Origin of the sequence: Arenimonas daejeonensis, assembly GCF_007993735.1 — a bacterium.
GTDB lineage: Bacteria > Pseudomonadota > Gammaproteobacteria > Xanthomonadales > Xanthomonadaceae > Arenimonas > Arenimonas daejeonensis.
This window is the reverse complement of record NZ_CP042453.1, coordinates 429,186-448,630: the sequence shown is the minus strand read 5'-3', so window position 1 is coordinate 448,630 and position 19,445 is coordinate 429,186. Positions and strand designations below refer to the sequence as shown.

Genomic DNA, 19,445 nt, shown 5'->3' with positions numbered 1-19,445 from the left:
ACGAAGCCCCGCTCCGGCGGGGCTTCGTCGTTTCCGGGTTCAGCCGGCGGCGTGGGGATCGACGCCCAGCGCGTCGGCCAGTGGCCGCAATGGCTCCCGGTACGGCCACCATGCCGGCGCGTCCGCCTTGCGGATGCCATCGCGCACCTGTGCCGCGCTGGCGGTCGACACTGCGCCGCCGCGATCGTCGAGCGACAGCACCGACGGATCGAACGGCAGCCCGCAGTGCGCCAGCACACGGCGCATCTGCGTGTCCGGGTCCGCCACCAGGTCGGCATGGTCGATGTCCAGCCAGCGATCGCCGAGCACGCCGCGCCAGTGTTCGGTCAGCGCCGTGTAGCTGCGGTAGTAGCCCGCCAGCTCGTGCTGGTCGTAGGAGTACGCACAGGCGCGGCCAAACAGCATGCGCAGGTTGGAAAAACACACATCCATCGGCGGCCGCCGCATGTGCAGGAAACGTGCGCGCGGCAGGGCGCGGGCGATGAAGCCGGCCAGCAGCACGTTCGCCGGCAGCTTTTCGGTCCAGAAACGCCGGCCGCGCGCGCGCCAGCGCTGGCTGCCCATGAAGTCGGCGCCGAGTGCCCGCGGGTCGGCCTGCCGGGCGATATCCAGGAATCCCGTCGACAGCGGCCCCGTGTTGTCGGCCGCCAGGCGCAGACGGGCGAAGAAACCACCGCTTTCACCGGCATCCGCGATGTCGGGATGCCCGGCGAGCAGGCGCTCCAGCAGGGTCGTGCCGGAGCGGAACATGCCGACGATGAACAGAGGCGTAGGTTCGTCGTCATCGCCGTCGTGGCCGGGACCGGCGACGAAGCCGGCATCGCAGGTTGCGGCGATCGAGGCCAGCAGCGCGTGGTCGGCGGCCGCGTCGTAGCGGAAGCTGGCACGTTTGCCACGGGCGCCGCGCGTGAGCGCCTCCCAGGCGGCATCGTGCTCGCCGAGGTCGTGCAATTCGTCGAACAGCGCGTAGCTGAAGTAGATGTCCTGCTCGGAACCCGGCGCGACACGTTCGCGCTGCGCGCGCATGCGCTGCACACGAAACGGCGCGCCAACCCGGTCGCCGGCGCGCAATTCGGCCAGCCGCCAGTGCGAATGCGCATGATCCGGCGCCAGTGCGATGGCCTGTTCGAAATCGGCGCGCGCCTCGTCCATGCTGCCCAGGAACAGATGGGTCGTGCCACGCACGTAGAGCGCCCGCACATGGCGCGGTTCGCGCGCCAGCACCTGCTGCACCCAGTGCAGCGCTTCGTCGTGCAGGTCCACGCGACCCAGCAGGTCGGCCAGTTCCATCATCTCCTCAACCGGCGCCTGGGCCTGCCAGGCCTGCATCGACGCTGCCAGCGCGCGCAACGGCGGTACTTCGTGCCAGGCGCACAGCAGCCGCGCCAGTGCCAGCGCATGCGGCCACCTGGCCGGACCGGCGGCCTGCGCCTTCAGGGCAGCGGCGTGGCTGCGCCGTGGATGGCCGGCATTTTCCAGTGCCTTTGCCATCACGAACCATGTCGCGGCATCACCGGGCTGCAGCGCGACCGCCTCACCCAGCATCGCCGCAGCGCCTTCCCAGTCGCGCGCGGCGGCACGGATGCCGGCAGCGCGGCGGAGCCGGTCGGCTTCGGCAGCGGCAAGGGGCGCGTTGGCGATGGAATTAGGCTCCGACATGCAGGGTCCAGCGGGAGGTTCGACACGGATTGTAACGGTGCGGGCTGCGAAAGCTTCTGCAGTCGCCCGACGAACATCTCCGGCTGGTTTGTCTGGCGTCCTGCGGGGCCGTCTCGTAGGATGAGAGCCGTGTCAGGGCCTATAGCTCAATGGTTAGAGCAGGGGACTCATCGAAAGGTGCCGCCGCCCCGGAAGGGGCGGACGGGAACGGGATGAATTCAGGGAAGCCTCAGCGGTTCGGCCGGTGGTGACCCTGAGCCAAGCCGGCGGTACACCGCCGGAAGGTGCAGAGACTACCTGAGGGCTTCAGCGCCCTTGATCACAGGCTCGAGCGTCCCGCACCCCATCCGCGCAAGCGAAGGGTGAAGAGATAGTCCGCGCCGGAGGGAAATCTCCGGGCTACGCGAATCCCTTGGTTCCAGGTTCGAGTCCTGGTGGGCCCACCAACACGATGTCCAGGCGCGTCATGCCGCGCCGCCGCGCGGTTCAGTCCGGCTTCGTTCCGCCATGCGGCACGACACGCAGCTTGCTGACGTCGTAGCCAAGTTCGGCAATCCGGCGCACGCTGGCCTGGTAGTCGGCTTCCGACATCACCGGTTGCCGCGCCATCAGCCAGACGTAGTCGCGCTTGCTGCGGCCGATGATCGTGCGCGTGTAGCCGTCATCCAGATCGACGATCACGTACTCGGCCTGGATCGGCCAGACGAACTGCATGTCCCAGATCGCACCGTTTCCTTCCTCGCGCACGGTGCCCACCGGCGACATCGTCCGCAGCGGCTGGTCGAAGCCGCCGTCGCGGAAACGGAAGGTGGTCTGGATTCGACCATCCTCGCGCACGGCATAGGTCTCCACCGCGTCGTAGGCATTGCGTTCGGGCCAGCTGGGGATGTGGGCGATGACGTACCAGTCGCCCATGAAGCGCGGCACGTCGACTTCCGGCACCGCCGCGATGCGCGCCGGCGTGGACGAGCAGCCGGCCAGTACGGCGGCGAGCATGGCCACCAGCGAAAGGGTGCGCGTGCGCATGCCGTGCTCCTTCATCGTTCGAACAGGTAGTGGGCGACCTGCCATTCCTGGCCCTGCCGGTATCCGAACAGTTCCGCGCAGGCCATCCAGAACATGCGCCAGCGCTGGTTCCAGAGCGCCGCACCCTGCTCGCCGTAGCAGCCGCGCAGCACCGCCATCACTTCGTCCCGGTGCCGGTCCTGGTTCTGCAGCCAGTGGTTGGCGGTGCGCTGGTAGTGCGTGCCGTCCAGCAGCCAGCGCTGTTTCAGGCGCAGGTGGTCCTGGAAGTGCAGCAGGGTATCGGCGGCCGGCATCAGGCCGCCGGTGAAGAAATGCCGGCCCATCCAGTCGTCCTCGCCCGCGGTTTCGAACGGATACATCAACGTGCGGTGGGCGAAGATGTGCACGAACAGCTTGCCGTCCGGGCGCAGCCAGCCCGAGATGCGCTCGAGCAGGCGCGAGTAATTGCGCATGTGTTCGAACATCTCGATCGAAACGCAACGGTCGAAGGCCTGTGGGTCCAACTTCAGCAGGTTCACGTCGGCGGTGAGGATGCGCACGTTGTCCAGCCCGCGTTCGCGGCAGCGGGCCAGGATGTGTTCGCGCTGGCCGTTGGAGTTGGACACGCCGGTGATGCGGGAGCGCGGGAAACGCTCGGCCATCCACAAGGTCAGCGAACCCCAGCCGCAGCCGAGCTCGAGGATGTCCTGGCCGTCCTCGAGCTGCGCGCGTTCCGCGTACAGCGCCAGCATGGCCTCCTCGGCCTGGTCCAGCGTCTCGCGGCCGGTCGGGTAATAGGCGCTGCTGTACTTCAGCCGGCGCCCGAGGCAGAGCTCGAAGAACGCCGGCGGCACTTCGTAATGCTGGCGGTTGGCCGCGTCCACGTGCAGCGCCAGCGGACTGTGGCGCAGGTCGTCCAGCAGCGCGGTGAAGCGGCGGGCCTCCGCTTCCTGGCCGCCGGCGCGTTCGTCCCGCAGTCGCTGCTCGCAGAGCCGGCGGATGCCGAGTCGCACGAGGGCATCGGGAAGCAGGCCACGTTCGGCCAGGCCCAGCAGACCGGGTGCCGTCTGGGGAACATCTTCGTTCAGGTCAACCACGGTGTTCACGGAATGCGCTCCTTGTCGGCCGGGGACGGCTGCGACGGAAACCAGGGAAAAAGGATCGGCGTGCTCTGCTGGTAGCGGCGGTAGTCCTCGCCGCGCGTGCGCAGGGCCTGCTGTTCGGTGAAGGGCACGCCGCTGATCCAGCGCACGAACACGTACATCACCACCGGGCCCGCGAACGCCAGCCACGGATTCGGCGCACCTACGGCCAGCAGCACGTAAGTGAACCAGTGCAGCCACTCGAAGAAATAGTTGGGATGACGCGAATAGCGCCAGAATCCCTCGCGGCAGGTCTTGCCGCGGTTGCGCGGATCAGCGCGGAACCGGGCCAGTTGCCGGTCGGCCACGGCCTCGCCCACGACGCTGGCGATCCACATCAGTACCGCGGCGGTCCACCAGCCCCATTGGCCACGATCGGGGTTCGCGGCGACGGCGGTGAAAGGCAGTGCGAACAGCACCACCAGCAGCGCCTGGAACTGGAAGAAGCCGAAGATCAGCCCCTGCTGGCCGCCCCAGTGCCGGCGCAGGTGGGCGTAGCGCCCGTCTTCCGGTTCGCTGCGCACGCGCCGCCAGATGTGCCAGGCCAGGCGTGCGGCCCAGGCGGCGCCCAGCACCGCCAGCAGGGTGCGCGTCACCGGCCCGCCCTGGCCCTGCGCGGCGATGACGATGGCCGAAAGGCCGACACCCGCGGTCCACAGCACATCAACGATGCCGATGTTGGCGTGGCGCAGCTGCCACCACCAGCCGAGCGTCATCATCAACGCCGCGCCAAGCCAGATGAAAACAAGCAAGTCCATCAGTGCGCTCCCGCGTGTGATCGTCCGGTATCCGGGGCCGCGGCCGTCGCGGTCCGCGCGGCGTGCAGCAGCAGTGGCAGCGCCAGCGCCCAGGCAAAGGCCAGCCAGGCGATTCCACGCCAGTCCGGCGTCGCGAATTCAACGGCGCCCCAGCCACGCGCCGCCGCCAGGTAGGCCAGCGGCGCGCCCAGGCCGCCCAGCAGGGACGCGAGCGCGAGCCGCGTCTGGAAGGCCTTCAGCGACACCGTCAGCATCACCGCGAACGCGGCCCACAAAGCCAGGATCCACACCGGTGCCAGCCAGGAAACACCCTGCGGCACGGCATAGACCAGCCAGCCCTGGCTACCGGCCACGCCATCCACCACCAGGCCCACGACCAGCGCCAGCGCGACCAGCCGGATCTCGACCCGGGGATGCGGCGCGACGGCCAACTGCCACAGCACGTAGCCCGCGGCGGCCACCACGCCCGGCCAGGCCCAGCCGTGCCCGGCACCCGCCACCGCGCACAGCCAGACACACTGGTTGCCGACGATGTTGGCGATCACGCGCCGCACGTCAGCGCACCGGCGTGGCGGACAGCGCGGGACGATGTCCCGGGCGCGCCATCAGCAGGTGCGACACCCCGATCGACCGTTCCATAAGCCGCCCTCGCAATACGCCAGGTAGAACTCCCAGAGCCGGATGAAACGTTCGTCGAACCCCTGCGCCCGCACGGCGGCCAGGTTGGCCAGGAAACGCTGGCGCCAGGCGCGCAGCGTCAAGGCATACGACGGGCCGAAATCCTGCTGCGCCACCAGCTGCAGGTCGCTGTGCCGCGACTTGGCCTGCACGATCGCCTGCACCGAGGGAATGAAACTGCCCGGGAACACGAAGCGCTTGATGAAGTCGACGCTGTGCAGCGCATGGTCGTAGCGGTGGTCCTCGATGGTGATCGCCTGCAGCAGGGCCAGGCCATCGGGCTTGAGCAGCGTGCCCAGCTTGGCGAAATAGTCCGGCAGGTACTGCGCGCCGACCGCCTCGATCATCTCGATCGACACCAGCTTGTCGTACTGCCCCTGCAGGTCACGGTAGTCCTGCTGCAGCACCGTGATGCGGTCCTGCAGGCCGGCTTCGTCGACCCGCTGCCGCGCCAGCGCGAACTGTTCGGCGGAAATCGTGGTGGTGGTGACATGGCAGCCGTGGTGGCGCGCCGCATGCAGCGCGAAGCCGCCCCAGCCGGTGCCGATTTCGATGACGCGGTCGCCCGGCTGCAGGTCCAGCCATTGGCAGATGCGTTCGAGCTTGCGCCGCGAGGCCGTTTCCAGGGACTCGTCCGCTTCGGCGAACAAAGCCGAGGAGTACATCCTGTCTTCCGACAGGAACAGCGAGAAAAAGTCATTGCCCAGGTCGTAGTGCGCGGCGATGTTGCGGCGGCTGCCGCGGCGCGAGTTGCGGCGCGCCGCGTTCCAGGCGCGCAGCAGGGCACCGCCGAGCCGGGCCGGCCCCATTTCCATGCCGTCCAGCAATGCACGGTTGCGCACCAGCAGGCGCACCAGTTCCACCAGGTCGCTGCAGCGCCAGGCGCCCTCGATATAGGCCTCGCCGGCGCCGACGCTGCCCTTGGCGGCGACCATCCGGTAGAAGGACGGGTCGCGGATCCACACCTCCACGGCGCCGCCTTCCGCCGGCTCACCCAAGGTGATCTCCCCTTCGGCGTCGTGCACACGCAGTGCGCCGCCACGCAGCGGCGCCAGCTGCGCCAGCAGGCGCCCGCGCAGCCAGCGGTCCAGCGCGGAGGTGCTCGGGGAGGCCACGACCTGGGCGATCTCATTCATGCCTGTTTTCCGGAAAGTGAAGGGTGGTCATGGACCGGATTGCGTTTGAGCCACAGCCGCAGCGCTTGCCAGTGGATGGCGCCGGTCACCTGCAGCGTCATCAGCGGGAAGCGGGCCAGGGTCAGCGCGAGCCCGGGTCCGTCCAGCGGTCGCCGCTGCAGGGCCAGGGTCGCGTCGAACTGGCGCTCGGATTCCCGCCATACCTGCATGTGCACGCGCAAGTCTTCGCCAGGCGGTGTGAAGCTCCAGTCATAACGACAGTCCATCGGCAGGAAGGGCGAGACGTGGAACTGCTTGTCGAAGGACCAGTGCAGGGCCCGGCCCCGCGGCTGGGCCCCTGCGACCGGCAGCACGTACGCGTGGCGTTCGCGCCAGGGCGTGTTGGTGATCTCCGCGACGATGCTGTGAAGAGTCTCCCCGTCCGCGTCGTAGCAGTAGTAGAAGCTGACCGGATTGAACACGTAACCGGCATACCGCAGGTGGGTGAGCAGCCGCACCGGCCCGGTGGGGCGACGCCCGATCGCCTGTTCGACCCGGTCGCGCACCGCGTCGGCCAGCGGCCGCGACGGCGGGCCGAGATAGTCGCTGCGGCGGAACTCGGCGAGGTTGCGGCCGCGGCTGGACCACAGCCAGCGGCCGTGGAACACGTCGTCGAGTTCGTCCAGGTCCAGCCACAGCTGCGCCATCCGGTACTCGAATGCATGCGGGTGCGGCGCATGCCGGCGGTGCGTCACCGAGCCGTGGTAGATCGCGCTGGCGCTCATGCCGGTTCCACCGCCTGCGGCCGCGCCGGCTGGCCTGGCCTGCCTTCGTCCGCTTCCAGCGCCTGCACCACGTCGTACGCGCTGCGGATGCCGTCCTCGTGGAAACCCCAACCCCAGTAGGCGCCGGCGAACCAGGTGCGGCGACGGCCCTGCAGCTGCGCACGCCGGGCCTGCGCCCGCACCATCGCGTGGTCGTGGATGGGATGGGCGTATTGCATCGTGCGCAGGATGCGGTCGGGCCGGATCGCGTGGCTGCGGTTGAGGGTCACGACCAGCGGGACGTCGACGTCCAGGCCCTGCAGCTGGTTCATGCAGTAGCTGACCGTACACGGCGCGCCGGCGTCACGCGGCACGTGCGCGTTCCAGGCGGCCCAGGCCTTTCGGTTGCGCGGCAGCAGGCGCTCGTCGGTGTGCAGCACGGCTTCGTTGGGCTGGTAGCGGATCGCGCCCAGCACCTCGTATTCCGCCGCGTCGGCATCGGACAGCAGCGCCAGGGCCTGGTTGCTGTGGCAGGCCATCACGACCTGGTCGAAACGTTCCCGGCCATTGGCGCTGTCGATCCGCACGCTCTCGCTGCCGCGCCGGATCGTATGCACCGGGCAACCCAGCCGCGCTTCGACCGTCCAGTTCGCGCGCAGTGCGTCGATGTAACGGGCCGAACCGCCCTTGACCACGCGCCACGGCGCCCGGCCCGACACCTGCAGCATCTGGTGGTTGTCCATGAAACGCAGCATGTGGCGGGCCGGGAACTGCAGCACGTTGCCGGCCGGCGACGACCACAGCGCTGACGCCATCGGCACCAGGTGGTCGCGGATGAACAGCTCGCCGTAGCCGCGCTGCGCCAGATAATCGCCCAACGCCGGCCCGTCGCCGTCGCCGGCCAGCAGCGCCGGCGCCTCGCGGTAGAAGCGCCGCAGGTCCAGCAGCATGCGCCAGAACCGCGGCGACACCAGGTTGCGGCGCTGGCAGAACAGCCCGTCCAGCGAGGTGGCGTTGTACTCCAGCCCGCTGCGCTCGTCGTGCACCGAAAAACTCATCGTGGTCGGCTGCGATTCCACGCCAAGCGTGTCGAACAGCGAACTCAGCAACGGGTAGTGCAGGGTATTGAACACGATGAAGCCGCTGTCCACCGCGACCGTGCGGCCGCCGATCTCCACGTCGTGCGTGTGGGTATGGCCGCCGAAGTAGTCGTTGCGCTCGAACAGTGTCACGCGATGGCGCTGCGACAGCCACCAGGCGCTGGCGAGGCCGGCGATGCCCGACCCGATCACGGCGATGTGCTGGCTCATGCCTTGTCCCCCGCATCGACGCGGGCCAGCACCCAGGCCGGCACCGGCTTGAGGTCGTGCACCAACCCCAGCGCGGACATCGCGCGCAGCCCGTACCAGGTCAGGTCGACTTCCCACCAGGCGAAACCCTGGCGGGCGCTGCCCGGAAAGAAGTGGTGGTTGTTGTGCCAGCCTTCGCCGAAGGTCAGCAGCGCCAGCAGCAGGTTGTTGCGGCTGTCGTCGCGGGTGGCGAAACGCCGGCTGCCGAAGCGGTGCGCCAGCGAGTTGATAGTCACCGTGGCGTGGAACAGCACCACGGTCGAGACGAAGAATCCCCACACCAGCAGTTGCGGGCCGGTGGTGCCCAGTGCCGGCGCGAAACGTTCCAGCCCTTCGCCCAGGGCGTACAAGGCGGCGGCCAGCGCCAGCGGCACCGCGATGTCGTAGCGGTCCAGCCAGCGCAGTTCCGGAAACTTCGCGAGGTCGGGAATGCGCGACCAGTCGGTGCGGAAGCGCTCGCGGGTCAGGAACCAGCCCATGTGGCTCCACCAGAACCCGTGCACCGCCGGTGAATGCGGATCGGCCGCGGTGTCGGCATGGCGGTGGTGGTTGCGGTGGTGCGCGGCCCACCACAGCGGCCCGCGCTGAACGCAGGCGGCGCCGATCAGCGCGAACAGGAGCTGCACCGCACGCGAGGTGCGGAAGGTGCGATGGGAGAAATAGCGGTGGTAGAAGCCGGTGATCGCGAACATGCGCACCGCGTAAAGCACCAGCGCCACCACCACGGCGAACCACGACACGCCCACCCACAGCACGCCCAGGCAGGCCAGGTGCATCGCGAAGAAGGGCAGGGCGCGGGCCCAGTCGACACGCGCGCCCTGGCCGGGTGACGGATCCCCGGTGTCGTCGGCACCGGTGTCGAACCAGCGGCGCAGCGTCTGCATCATGCGATGGTTCCCTGGCTGCAGGCTGGGCCGCGGCATCGTTCCGTCTCCGGTGGATTCGCAACACTTACGCGCGAGACGCCGGATTGGATGCAGCCGGGCCGCACGGTCGTCGCGGAGGAAACGCGGGTCAGAACCGGCACTGGCCCGCCAGCGCGACGTTGCGGGCCGCGGCGACTTCCCCGGCGCTGGCCCTGGCGCGCTGCGGCGCGAAGGCGATCCGCACCTGCGGATAATCCTGCTGCACATCGCGCAGGTTGCCGGTCCCGGCGAACTCCAGCAGCCGCTGGTCGTCACGGGCATAGGTCACCATGATCGGCGGCACCACGAAGCCGAACCACAGGTCCAGCTGCATGCGCAGGCGCTCAGCCGGCACGCCCTGCCAGTCCAGGCCGGTGTCACGCTGCACCCTGACCGGGTAGAAACGCTGGCGGCTCGGCATAAGGAACTGCAAGCGCACCGTCTCGCCCGCCATCAGCCGGTCCCAGTGGCGGCGCACGGCGGCGTCGAACCCGGCATCGATCACGCCGTTTCCAGGTACGTCCAGTGGGACACCCGCCGGGTTGTCCACCGCCTCACCGGCGAGGACTTCGCGGCGGCCGTTGCGCGTGCGTACGCCTTCACGGTAGCCGTCGCGCGCATCCACCAGTTCGAAATCCGGCGCCTGCGGCGAGCCTTGCGCCAGCACGCGCTTGCGCGCGAACGGGCGTCCGTCGGCGCAGCGGTAGAGAACCAGCCGCCGCGGATCGTCCGCGCCCGCCGACCAATGGGTTTCGCGGTAGAGCAGGCGGCCGTCGCGCGCGAAGACACTCGCGTCCTCGCGCCGCGTCAGCGGTTCAGCGGCGCACGGGGCCGCGGAAAGGCAAGCCAGTACCAGACACAAGACCGCACGCTGCATGGCGAATCCAACCTCGGGTTGACCGCTCCTTCTTACGCGGTCGGACGCGTGGTGGATGCAGGCGACGGCGCCTACAGGTCGAACAGCGGCTGCAGCTTGCGCGCCAGCCAGCCGGGAAAACGCAGCGGTGCATCCAGCGCCGAGACGCAGATGCAGGCCACGCCCGGGGCGGTGACCGGCTGGTGTTCGACGTCACTGTCCAGGTCGGCCACGTCGCCGGGCGAGAACAGGCCCAGGGCATCGGTGTACGAACCCTGCAGGATCTGCGTCAGCTCGTTCCGGCCGTGGCTGTGCACCGGCATGCTCTTGCCCGGTGCGATCCTGAGCAGCAGCAGCGTGCGGGTGCCGCTGGCCCGGATGATGTGCACACCCGGCGCCATCCAGCGCCACTTCAGGGCGCGGTAGGACGTTCCGAAATACGGATGCAGCGCGGCCGGCAGGCGGTCGGGGTCGCGCGAAGGCGGCGTCGGCTCGACGTCCGCCGCTTCCGGCGCATCGCTTTCCACCGGAAGCGCGAGCTGGTCGAGCATCGCCTGGCGCAGCGCCAGCTGCCGGGGCCCGGGGGTCCGGCCGGCTGCTGCTGGGCGACCAGCAGGCCGCCGACGCGTTCGGCATCCTGCACCTGGCGTCGGCAGTGCGCGCAGCTTTCCAGGTGGGTGGCCACGACCACGGCCAGTTCCGGCGCCAGTGCGCCCGCGCCGTAACCCATCACGGTCGAGGCATCCAGGTGGTGGCGGGGGCTCATCGTGCCCCTCCCAGCTGCGACTGCAGCTTCAGGAACGCCCGGCGCAGGTGCGATTTGATGGTGCCCAGTGGCATCTGCAGTTCCTGCGCGATCTCGTGATGGGACTTGGCTTCGAAGTAGGACATGCGCACCAGCCGCGCCTGCACCGCCGACAGTTCGTCGATCCGGCGCTTGAGCTGGGCGTGGTCGGCATGGTCTTCGGCCGTCGATCCCGGTGGACCTTCCTCGGCCAGCACCTGCTCCACCACCTGCTGGGTCTGCATCCAGCCGTGTTCGTGCCGGACCCGGTCGATGTGCAGGTTGCGCCCGATGCGGAACAGCCAGGTGCTCAGGCTGCTGCGCCCGGGATCATAACGGTCGGCGCGCTGCCAGAGGCGGAGCAGGGCTTCCTGGGCCAGTTCCTCGGCGGTCGCGTCGTTGCAGCCGAGGCCGCGCAGGTAGAGGCACAGCCGGGGCATGAAGTGGTCGTAGATCCGCATGAAGCTGGCATGGTCGCGTGACTGCGACACCGCGGCCATGTCGCGGGACCAGTCCGGCAGATCTCGGGCGGTGGGGGCCTGCGTGGACACTAGTCTGGCCGCCTCGAAGGGCGTGGGTCCTGGGATGGGGAAGTCCGGCGACATGGTAGGCCAGGCCTTGGAAGGTCAGGTGAGGATGCAGATGGATACGGGCGAGGCCGGAGATTGATGCACCCTGGCCGGGGCCGCCCACCGCCCACCACCGCCCGGCGGGCCGCCGGGTCAGCCCGGCGGCCGCAAGTCCTTGCGCCAGGCCCGCGGCGCCTTGCCGAACTCGCCGCTGAACCAGCGCGAGAAGGAACTGGGCGAGGAGAACCCCAGCAGCCGGCCGACCGCCTGCAGCGAGTACTGCCGGTTCTCCATGTAACGCAGCGCCAGGTCGGTGCGGACCGAGTTCAGTGCCTCGGAGAAGGTCTCGCCGGCTTCCTCCAGGCGCCGCTGCAGCGTGCGCACGTTCATGCCGCGGCCGCTGGCCACCTGTTCGATGGTCGCCTGGCCCATCGGCATCAGGATGTAGAGGTCCTTGCGCACGTCGGTGGTGATCGAGCTGCGGGTCGGCGCCGGCAGCGCTTCCACCAGGCGGTTGACGTAGCGCGCCATCACCGGGTCGGCAGAGGGATTGGGGAAGTTCAGGTCGCCGGCGTCGCAGACGATGCCGTTGAACTCACGATCGAACTCCGAGGGACAGCGGAAAACGCGCCGGTGCACCTGCAGGTTGCCGGGCGCTCCGTGGGTGAAGTTCACGCTGTGCGGCTTCCAGTGCGGGCCCAGCAGGAAACCGCAGAGGCGGTATAGCGCGCCGAGCGCCAGTTCGATGGCCTGGCGCGAGGAGGCGCCGGTGTCGGCGACGAACTCCTCGCGGATCACCACTGTGCGGCCGCGGTCCTCGACATGGATGGCCAGCAGCTCGTTCAGAAGGTGCCGGTATTTCATCGTGGTCATCAGCGCGTCGCGCAGGGTCGGCTGGTGGATCAGCAGCAGGCTGACCACGCCGAAGTCCGACAGCTGCCGCGACTCGGCCATGCGCAGGCCGAAGGTGTCGCAGCCGCTGCTGTAGGCGGACTCCTCCAGCAGGCGCACGGCGGCGGCGGCCGGGATGCGCCGTTCGGGATCGGCCAGCATGGTCCGGCTCAGGCCGACCGCGTGCAGCAGCGGCTGCGGGTTGAGGTCGAGCTGCTGCGCGACCTCGAAATAGTTCTTCAGCGTCGCGGCGCGGATCAGGCTGCTCATGGGGCGGTTCCGCCTTTCGGTGGCCTGTCATGAAATGACAAGTCATTGTCGCCCTTTGGCAAGAGTTGCGCACCCCTCCTGCCTATAGTCCAAGGCGTCCGGCCCCTTCCGGGGCCCATCCGGTTCCCTGTCCAGAGGCTCCAGCACCCTGCCATGGCACATGCCGTTCGATTCCAGAGGGCCGGTGGCCCGGAAGTCCTGCGCTACGAGACCGTCGAGGTCGGCGAGCCGGGTCCGGGCGAAGTCCGGCTGCGCCATGTCGCGGTCGGCCTGAACTACGCCGACACCTATTTCCGCAACGGCACCTACCCGGTCCCGCTGCCGGCCGGCATCGGCGTCGAGGCGGCGGGCGTGGTCCAGGCCGTGGGCCCGGGCGTCGACCAGGTCGCCGTCGGCGACCGCGTCACCTACACCGGATTCGTCAACACCCTGGGCGCCTACAGCACCGAACGCCTGGTGCCGGCCGCGCCGCTGATCAGGCTGCCCGAGGCCATCGGCTACGAGACCGCCGCGGCCATGACCATGCGCGGCCTGACCTCGGCCTACCTGATGCGCCGGATCCATCCGTTCAAGGCCGGCGATTCGATCCTGCTGCATGCCGCCGCCGGTGGCGTCGGCCTGATCGTGTCGCAGTGGGCGAAGCTGCTCGGCCTGACCGTCATCGGCACCGTCTCGACCGAGGCCAAGGCCGGGCTCGCCCTCGCCCATGGCTGCGACCACGTCATCAACTACAGCCACGAGGATGTCGCCGCGCGCGTGCGCGAGCTGACCGGTGGCACGGGCGTGGACGTGGTGTTCGACAGTGTCGGCAAGGACACCTTCGAGGCCTCGCTGAATTCGCTTCGGCGCCGCGGCCTGATGGTCTGCGTCGGCACCGCCTCGGGTCCGATCCCGCCGTTCAACCCGCAGCTGCTGGCGATGAAGGGTTCGCTTTACCTGACCCGGCCGGCGCTGGCCGACTACATCGCCGACCCGGCCGAAAAGGCCGAGCTGGCTGCCGAGCTGTTCGAGCAAGTCGGCGCCGGCCGCATCCGCATCGAGATCAACCAGCGGTACGCGCTGGAAGACGCGGTGCAGGCCCATCGCGACCTGGAATCGCGCAAGACCACCGGCTCTTCGATCTTCGTCATCTGAGGCAAACCGAATGCGCGTCGAGCCACTGACCTGTGCCATCGGAGCCGAACTTTCGGGCGTCAGCCTGGCCGACGCCGTGCACGACGACGGCCTGTTCCATAACTGCGCGCGCTGCTGGTCCGGCACAAGGTGCTTTTCCTTCGTGGCCAGGACATCAGCCGTGCCGAGCACGTGGCCTTCGCCCGCCGCTTCGGCCCGCTGGAAGACCATCCGGTGGCCGGAAGCGATCCGAACCATCCGGGGCTGGTGCGCATCTACAAGTCCCCGGAGCAGCCCAACGACCGCTACGAGAACGCCTGGCATACCGATGCGACCTGGCGCGAGGCACCGCCGTTCGGCTGTGTGCTGCGTTGCGTCGAATGCCCGCCAGTCGGCGGCGACACGATGTGGGCGAACATGGCGCTGGCCTACGAGAAGTTGCCGGAAACCATCAAGCAGCAGATCGCCGGCCTGCGCGCCAGGCACAGCATCGAAGCCACTTTCGGTGCCGTCCTTCCGGCCGAGAAGCGGCTGGCCCTGCGGCAGCAGTTTCCGGATGCCGAACACCCGGTGGTGCGCACGCATCCGGACACCGGCGAGAAGATCCTGTTCGTCAATGCCTTCACCACTCATTTCACCAACTTCCACACGCCGGGGCGCGTGCGCTACGGCCAGGACTACACGGCGGGCGCGCAGCAGCTGCTGCAGTACCTGATCAGCCAGGCGCACGTCCCGGAGTACCAGGTGCGTTGGCGCTGGCAGCCCAACAGCGTTGCCATCTGGGACAACCGCAGCACCCAGCACTACGCGGTGATGGACTACCCGCCCTGCCACCGCAAGATGGAACGGGCCGGGATCATCGGCGACGTGCCCTACTGAACCGCCACCACCCGACCGCCTTGCCGCGTTGATTCACGGAGAGAATATGAACTTCATCGATGGGTCGCTGTTCCCGGAGAACCAGCAGAAGCTGGTAATTACCGTCGCTCCCTATGGCCCGGAGTGGTTGCCGGCCGATTTCCCGGAAGACATCCCGGTGACGATGGAGGAACACATCCAGAAGGCGGTGGACTGCTACAACGCCGGCGCCACCGTGCTGCACCTGCACGTGCGCGAGCTCGACGGCAAGGGCAGCAAGCGCCTGTCCATGTTCAACGAACTGCTGGCCGGCATCCGCGCCCGCGTGCCGGACATGATCCTGCAGGTCGGCGGTTCGATCTCGTTCATGCCGGAAGGCGAGGGCGAGGTGGCAAAGTGGCTGTCGGACGACACCCGGCACATGCTGGCGGAGCTGACGCCGGCGCCGGACCAGGTGACGATCGCGATCAACACCAACCAGATGAACGTGGTCGAGCAGATGTGCGAGGCCGACATCGCCGGCACCAGCCTGGGCACGCCCGAGGGCTACCGCGCCTACCGCGAGATGACCATCCCGGCCGGCCCGGAGTGGGTCGAGGAACACATCCGCCGGCTGTCGGCCAAGGGCATCCAGACCCACTTCCAGCTGGCCAACATCGCCCAGTTCGAGACGGTGGAGCGCATGATGCGCAAGGGCACCTGCAACGTGCCGCTGATCCTGACCTGGGTGGCGATCGGCGGTGGCTTCGATTCGCCGAACATCTACAACCTGGCCAACTTCGTGCGCGCCTGCCCGGACGGTTCGGTGCTGACGCTGGAGTCCTCCATGCTCAACGTGCTGCCGCTGAACATGATGGCGATCGCCATGGGCCTGCACGTGCGCTGCGGCAACGAGGACAACCTCTGGACGCAGAAGCGCGACCGCAAGATGGGCAGCGTCGAGCAGGTCGAGCAGCTGGTGCGGATCGCGAAGGAGTTCGGCCGCGATGTGGCGACGGCGAAGGAGGCTCGCGAGATCTACCGGATCGGCACGTTCTACAAGGATGCCGACGAGACCCTGGCGGCGAACGGCTTCGCGCCAAACCGCCGGCCGGTCTGGAAAGGCGTTCCTTCCCCGGCCTGATCCACCCTTCGACCCGGCAGCACGACATGGCGCACTACACCCTTCCGACCATCGGCGAAGACGATCCTGGTGCACGCATCCCGCGGCGTTACGCCTGGGTCGTGTTCGCACTGAGTTTCGGCCTGCTGCTCTCGGACTACATGTCCCGCCAGGTGCTGAACGCGGTGTTCCCGCTGCTGAAGGCGGAATGGGCGCTGACCGATGCCCGGCTCGGCCTGCTCAGCGGCATCGTCGCGCTGATGGTGGGGCTGCTGACCTTCCCCCTGTCGCTGCTGGCCGACCGCTTCGGGCGGGTGAAGAGCCTGGCGATCATGGCGGCGGTGTGGAGCCTCGCGACCCTGGCCTGTGGGCTGGCGCAGGACTATCCGCAGATGCTCGCCGCGCGTTTTTCGTCGGTGTCGGCGAGGCGGCCTATGGCAGCGTCGGTGTCGCCGTGGTGCTGTCGGTGTTTCCGAAACACATGCGGGCGACGCTGACCGGCGCCTTCATGGCCGGCGGCATGTTCGGTTCGGTGCTGGGCATGGCACTGGGCGGTGCCATCGCCGCCAGCATGGGCTGGCGCTGGGCGTTCGCGGCCATGGCCCTGTTCGGCCTGGTGCTGGCGCTCATCTATCCCATCGTCGTCAGGGAAAAACGCATCACACCGCCGTCGCAGATCGGCGACACCCGGCCCGCCACCGTGACGGCGGCGAAGGTGCCGCTGCGTAGCCTGGTCAACAGCCGCTCGGTGCTCGGTGCCTACGTCGGCAGCGGCCTGCAGCTGTTCGTGGGCGGAACGGTCATCGTCTGGATTCCGAGTTACCTCAACCGCTACTACGCCATGGCGACCGACGCCGCGGGTGGCGTGGCCGCCATGATCGTGCTGGTCGCCGGCCTGGGCATGATCGCCTGCGGCATGCTCAGCGACCGACTTTGCCGGAGCCGTCCGGAGCGCAAATTCAGCCTGGCGATCGCCTACGCGCTGGGCAGCTGCGCCCTGTTGTCGCTGGCCTTCGCGCTGCCGCACGGCACCCCGCAGCTGGTGATGATCGCGCTGGGCATGTTCCTGGCCGCCGGCACCAGCGGGCCCGCCGGCGCCATGGTCGCCAACCTCACGCCGCTGCCGATCCATGGCACGGCGTTCGCGATGCTGACCCTGGTGAACAACCTGCTCGGCCTGGCCGCCGGGCCGCTGGTCACCGGCCTGCTGGCCGATGCCCCAGGCCTGGCGAGCGCGTTCCAGATGGTGCCCCTGATCAGCGTGGCGGCCGCGGCCGTGTTCTGGTTCGCCAAGCAGAACTACCTGGCCGATGTGCAGCAGGTGGGTCGCCTGCAGGCGGTTGGGGCCGGCATGGGGGCGTCGGTTTGAGCGGCGCAAAAAGGCTCACGATCGGCATCGACTTCGACCTGATCTGTCCCTTGTTTCATCGGCAAGCGCCAGCTCGATGTCGCGCGCGAACAGTTCGCGTCCCAGCATCCGGACATCGTGGTGGCGACGATGTGGTATCCGATCCAGCTGGTGCCCGACGTGCCGGAGCAGGGCCTGCCCTTCGCGGAGTTCTACGAACGCCGCCTCGGTTCGCCCGAGGCCGTGCGGCGGCGGCAGCGACAGGTCGCGCAGGCGGCCGACGGCGCCGGCCTCGACATCGACCTGGCGCGGATCGAACGCTTTCCGAATACGGCGCGTGCGCATGGGTTGTTGCGCCGGGTCGCACGGTTGGGCGAGCCGGAACTGCATGAGGCGATGCTCGAGCGCCTGTTCGCCGCCTACTTCCAGCGTGGCGAGGACATCGGCGATGCCGCGACGCTGCAGCGGCTGGCCGGGGAAGTCGGCGTGCCGCCGGAACGGATCGCCGGTGCAGGAGCAGGCGCCGCCGCCGAGCTTCCGGTCGGGCGCGCGATCACCGGCGTGCCACATTTCATGTTCAACCAGCGCCTGGCCCTGTCCGGCGCGCAGGATGCCGACACCCTGGTCGCGACCATGCGCCGGGCGATGCTGGCGCCGGCCACGACCGGATCCGCATGAACAGACTGCAGGTGTCCGCCGGACGCTACCTGCCCGGCCTGTTGGCCAGCGTCGTCGTCGCCATCGCCGCGCGTTCGCTGGCCAGCCAGTACGGCGCGCCGGTGATGCTGTTCGCGCTGCTGCTGGGCATGGCGATGAACTTCCTGTCGACGGACGGTCCCTGCAAGCCAGGCATCGATCTGGCCGCGCGCGGCGTGCTGCGCCTGGGCGTGGCCCTGCTGGGCACCCGCATCACCCTGGAACAGATCGCCTCGCTGGGCTGGCATCCGGTGCTGCTGGTGGTCGTCTCGGTGGTGCTCACCATCGCCGTGTCGATGCTGGTGGCGCGCGCGATGGGCTTCAACGTGCTGTTCGGCCTGCTTTCCGGCGGCGCGACCGCGATCTGCGGTGCATCCGCGGCGCTGGCGCTGGCGGCGGCGTTGCCGGCGCATCCGGGCAAGGAACGCGCGACCCTGTTCACCGTGATCGGCGTCTCGGCTCTGTCGACCGCGGCGATGATCATCTACCCGGTGATCACGCGGGCGCTCGGGCTGGACCCGATCGATGCCGGTGTATTCATCGGCGGCACCATCCACGACGTCGCCCAGGTGGTGGGCGCCGGCTACAGCCTCTCGCACGAGGTCGGCGACACCGCCACGGTGGTGAAGCTGATCCGCGTGGCCATGCTGCTGCCGGTCATCATCGTCGCGGTCATGATCACCCGCGCCCGCGGCGGGCATCAAAGCGGCGAGCGGCCGCCACTGCTGCCATGGTTCGCCGTGGCTTTCCTTGGCCTGGCCGTGCTCGGCAGCCTCGGTGCGATCACGCCCCCGCTGCAGGCCTTCGGCAGCAGTTTGTCCACCTGGTGCCTGGTCACGGCGATCGGCGCACTGGGCATGAAGATCCAGCTCAGGGAACTGGCCACGGTCGGCATCCGACCGGTGCTGCTGATGCTCGGCCAGACCGTCTTCCTCGCGGCGCTGGTGCTGTTGCTGTTGTGGCTTGGGAACTGAAACCCGTCAATCCGTCATGAACAGAGAAACCCGATGACCCAGGACACCACCGTTCTCATCGTCCCCGGCCTGCGTGAACACGTGCCGGAGCACTGGCAGACCCTGCTGGCCGCCAGGCTCTCGAGGGTGCAAACCGTGCCGCCGCTCGAACGGGACAAGCTGAGCCGCGCCGCGCGTGTCGACGCCTTGGACCATGCCCTGGCCACGATCAGCGGCCCGGTCATCGTCGTGGCGCACAGCGCCGGCGTGATGATGCTGGCGCACTGGTCGCGGCTGTCGCGGCCCAATCGCCCGATCAAGGGGGCACTGCTGGCCACGCCGGCGGACATGGAGAGCCGGTTCCCGGCGGGTTATCCGAGCACGGACGATCTCCAGAAACACGGCTGGCTGCCGATCCCGCGCGAGCCCTTGCCGTTCCCGAGCCTGCTGGCGGCAAGCCAGGACGACCCGCTATGCACGTTCGCGCGGGCGCAGTCGTTGGCGCAGGACTGGGGCAGCGGGTTCCTGATATCGGCCCGGTCGGCCATCTCAATCCGGCCGCGGGTTACGGCGAATGGCCGCAGGCGCTGGAACTGATCGAGCGGCTGGACCGCTGAAACGCAACGCGAC

At 68.9% G+C, this 19,445-nt stretch carries 17 protein-coding genes and 3 pseudogenes; 7 read left to right on the top strand and 13 right to left on the bottom strand.

The window, feature by feature from the left end; translation table 11 throughout:
* Positions 1 to 39: 39 nt before the first annotated feature.
* The 13 genes and pseudogenes from FRZ33_RS02235 to FRZ33_RS02175 all read right to left on the bottom strand — a co-directional run bounded on the left by FRZ33_RS02235 (position 40) and on the right by FRZ33_RS02175 (position 12,745).
* A complete protein-coding gene (locus FRZ33_RS02235; RefSeq protein ID WP_146907357.1) occupies positions 40 to 1,659 on the bottom strand; it encodes a tetratricopeptide repeat-containing sulfotransferase family protein in 1,620 nt (539 codons plus the stop codon).
* Positions 1,660 to 2,145: 486 nt separating this feature from the next.
* Entirely contained in the window at positions 2,146 to 2,685 is a 540-nt protein-coding gene (locus FRZ33_RS02230; protein ID WP_146907355.1) for a lipocalin family protein, read from the bottom strand.
* A gap of 11 nt (positions 2,686 to 2,696) precedes the next feature.
* Positions 2,697 to 3,761, bottom strand: a complete 1,065-nt coding sequence (locus FRZ33_RS02225) for an SAM-dependent methyltransferase (RefSeq protein ID WP_146910547.1) — start codon at positions 3,759 to 3,761, stop codon at positions 2,697 to 2,699.
* A gap of 5 nt (positions 3,762 to 3,766) precedes the next feature.
* A complete protein-coding gene (locus FRZ33_RS02220) occupies positions 3,767 to 4,564 on the bottom strand; it encodes a DUF1295 domain-containing protein (RefSeq protein ID WP_146907353.1) in 798 nt (265 codons plus the stop codon).
* Positions 4,564 to 5,118: a DUF2878 domain-containing protein gene (locus FRZ33_RS02215; RefSeq protein ID WP_146907351.1), complete on the bottom strand. Its 555-nt coding sequence runs from the start codon at positions 5,116 to 5,118 to the stop codon at positions 4,564 to 4,566. Before FRZ33_RS02215 ends, FRZ33_RS02220 begins: the two co-directional genes overlap by 1 nt.
* Position 5,119: 1 nt before the next feature.
* Positions 5,120 to 6,378: pseudogene (locus FRZ33_RS02210) on the bottom strand (class I SAM-dependent methyltransferase).
* Entirely contained in the window at positions 6,375 to 7,142 is a 768-nt protein-coding gene (locus FRZ33_RS02205) for a DUF1365 domain-containing protein (protein WP_146907349.1), read from the bottom strand. Before FRZ33_RS02205 ends, FRZ33_RS02210 begins: the two are co-directional and overlap by 4 nt.
* Entirely contained in the window at positions 7,139 to 8,431 is a 1,293-nt protein-coding gene (locus FRZ33_RS02200) for an NAD(P)/FAD-dependent oxidoreductase (RefSeq protein ID WP_146907347.1), read from the bottom strand. The genes FRZ33_RS02205 and FRZ33_RS02200 overlap by 4 nt, the downstream gene beginning before the upstream one ends.
* Positions 8,428 to 9,357, bottom strand: a complete 930-nt coding sequence (locus FRZ33_RS02195; RefSeq protein ID WP_174754998.1) for an acyl-CoA desaturase — start codon at positions 9,355 to 9,357, stop codon at positions 8,428 to 8,430. Before FRZ33_RS02195 ends, FRZ33_RS02200 begins: the two co-directional genes overlap by 4 nt.
* Before the next feature lie 127 nt (positions 9,358 to 9,484).
* Positions 9,485 to 10,252 carry a hypothetical protein gene (locus tag FRZ33_RS02190; protein WP_146907343.1) on the bottom strand — a complete coding sequence of 256 codons (768 nt, stop codon included), beginning with the start codon at positions 10,250 to 10,252 and terminating at the stop codon, positions 9,485 to 9,487.
* Positions 10,253 to 10,323: 71 nt separating this feature from the next.
* A pseudogene (locus FRZ33_RS02185) lies at positions 10,324 to 10,997 on the bottom strand (ChrR family anti-sigma-E factor).
* Positions 10,994 to 11,620 (bottom strand): sigma-70 family RNA polymerase sigma factor, encoded by a 627-nt coding sequence (locus FRZ33_RS02180; RefSeq protein WP_146907341.1) that lies wholly within the window; start codon positions 11,618 to 11,620, stop codon positions 10,994 to 10,996. The pseudogene FRZ33_RS02185 and the gene FRZ33_RS02180 overlap by 4 nt, the downstream one beginning before the upstream one ends.
* 117 nt (positions 11,621 to 11,737) lie before the next feature.
* Positions 11,738 to 12,745, bottom strand: a complete 1,008-nt coding sequence (locus FRZ33_RS02175) for an AraC family transcriptional regulator (RefSeq protein ID WP_227978026.1) — start codon at positions 12,743 to 12,745, stop codon at positions 11,738 to 11,740.
* A 153-nt stretch (positions 12,746 to 12,898) separates the two neighbouring features.
* Here FRZ33_RS02175 and FRZ33_RS02170 point away from each other — a divergent pair, with 153 nt between their 5' ends.
* The 7 genes and pseudogenes from FRZ33_RS02170 (at position 12,899) to FRZ33_RS02140 (ending at position 19,412) form a co-directional block, all read left to right on the top strand.
* Entirely contained in the window at positions 12,899 to 13,879 is a 981-nt protein-coding gene (locus tag FRZ33_RS02170; RefSeq protein WP_146907339.1) for a quinone oxidoreductase family protein, read from the top strand.
* 102 nt (positions 13,880 to 13,981) lie between these two features.
* Positions 13,982 to 14,737: a TauD/TfdA dioxygenase family protein gene (locus tag FRZ33_RS02165; protein WP_227978244.1), complete on the top strand. Its 756-nt coding sequence runs from the start codon at positions 13,982 to 13,984 to the stop codon at positions 14,735 to 14,737.
* Between the two features lie 46 nt (positions 14,738 to 14,783).
* Complete coding sequence (locus tag FRZ33_RS02160; protein WP_146907337.1) at positions 14,784 to 15,839, top strand: beta-keto acid cleavage family enzyme; 1,056 nt, start codon at positions 14,784 to 14,786, stop codon at positions 15,837 to 15,839.
* 26 nt (positions 15,840 to 15,865) lie between these two features.
* Positions 15,866 to 17,187 (top strand): annotated as a pseudogene (locus tag FRZ33_RS02155) (MFS transporter).
* A 57-nt stretch (positions 17,188 to 17,244) separates the two neighbouring features.
* A complete protein-coding gene (locus FRZ33_RS02150) occupies positions 17,245 to 17,844 on the top strand; it encodes a DsbA family protein (protein WP_227978240.1) in 600 nt (199 codons plus the stop codon).
* Positions 17,841 to 18,836 (top strand): YeiH family protein, encoded by a 996-nt coding sequence (locus FRZ33_RS02145; protein ID WP_146907335.1) that lies wholly within the window; start codon positions 17,841 to 17,843, stop codon positions 18,834 to 18,836. The genes FRZ33_RS02150 and FRZ33_RS02145 overlap by 4 nt, the downstream gene beginning before the upstream one ends.
* A 33-nt stretch (positions 18,837 to 18,869) precedes the next feature.
* Positions 18,870 to 19,412 carry an RBBP9/YdeN family alpha/beta hydrolase gene (locus FRZ33_RS02140; protein ID WP_265468699.1) on the top strand — a complete coding sequence of 181 codons (543 nt, stop codon included), beginning with the start codon at positions 18,870 to 18,872 and terminating at the stop codon, positions 19,410 to 19,412.
* The last annotated feature ends 33 nt before the right edge of the window (positions 19,413 to 19,445 follow it).

What these genes read in the sequence shown, in the direction of transcription:
- FRZ33_RS02180 (WP_146907341.1), bottom strand. Translation starts at nt 11,620, where the DNA reads ATGTCGCCGGACTTCCCCATCCCAGGACCCACGCCCTTCGAGGCGGCC.
- FRZ33_RS02160 (WP_146907337.1), top strand. Translation starts at nt 14,784, where the DNA reads ATGAACTTCATCGATGGGTCGCTGTTCCCGGAGAACCAGCAGAAGCTG.
- FRZ33_RS02170 (WP_146907339.1), top strand. Translation starts at nt 12,899, where the DNA reads ATGGCACATGCCGTTCGATTCCAGAGGGCCGGTGGCCCGGAAGTCCTG.
- FRZ33_RS02140 (WP_265468699.1), top strand. Translation starts at nt 18,870, where the DNA reads ATGACCCAGGACACCACCGTTCTCATCGTCCCCGGCCTGCGTGAACAC.
- FRZ33_RS02190 (WP_146907343.1), bottom strand. Translation starts at nt 10,252, where the DNA reads ATGCAGCGTGCGGTCTTGTGTCTGGTACTGGCTTGCCTTTCCGCGGCC.
- FRZ33_RS02220 (WP_146907353.1), bottom strand. Translation starts at nt 4,564, where the DNA reads ATGGACTTGCTTGTTTTCATCTGGCTTGGCGCGGCGTTGATGATGACG.
- FRZ33_RS02205 (WP_146907349.1), bottom strand. Translation starts at nt 7,142, where the DNA reads ATGAGCGCCAGCGCGATCTACCACGGCTCGGTGACGCACCGCCGGCAT.
- FRZ33_RS02230 (WP_146907355.1), bottom strand. Translation starts at nt 2,685, where the DNA reads ATGCGCACGCGCACCCTTTCGCTGGTGGCCATGCTCGCCGCCGTACTG.
- FRZ33_RS02200 (WP_146907347.1), bottom strand. Translation starts at nt 8,431, where the DNA reads ATGAGCCAGCACATCGCCGTGATCGGGTCGGGCATCGCCGGCCTCGCC.
- FRZ33_RS02145 (WP_146907335.1), top strand. Translation starts at nt 17,841, where the DNA reads ATGAACAGACTGCAGGTGTCCGCCGGACGCTACCTGCCCGGCCTGTTG.
- FRZ33_RS02195 (WP_174754998.1), bottom strand. Translation starts at nt 9,357, where the DNA reads ATGATGCAGACGCTGCGCCGCTGGTTCGACACCGGTGCCGACGACACC.
- FRZ33_RS02175 (WP_227978026.1), bottom strand. Translation starts at nt 12,745, where the DNA reads ATGAGCAGCCTGATCCGCGCCGCGACGCTGAAGAACTATTTCGAGGTC.
- FRZ33_RS02235 (WP_146907357.1), bottom strand. Translation starts at nt 1,659, where the DNA reads ATGTCGGAGCCTAATTCCATCGCCAACGCGCCCCTTGCCGCTGCCGAA.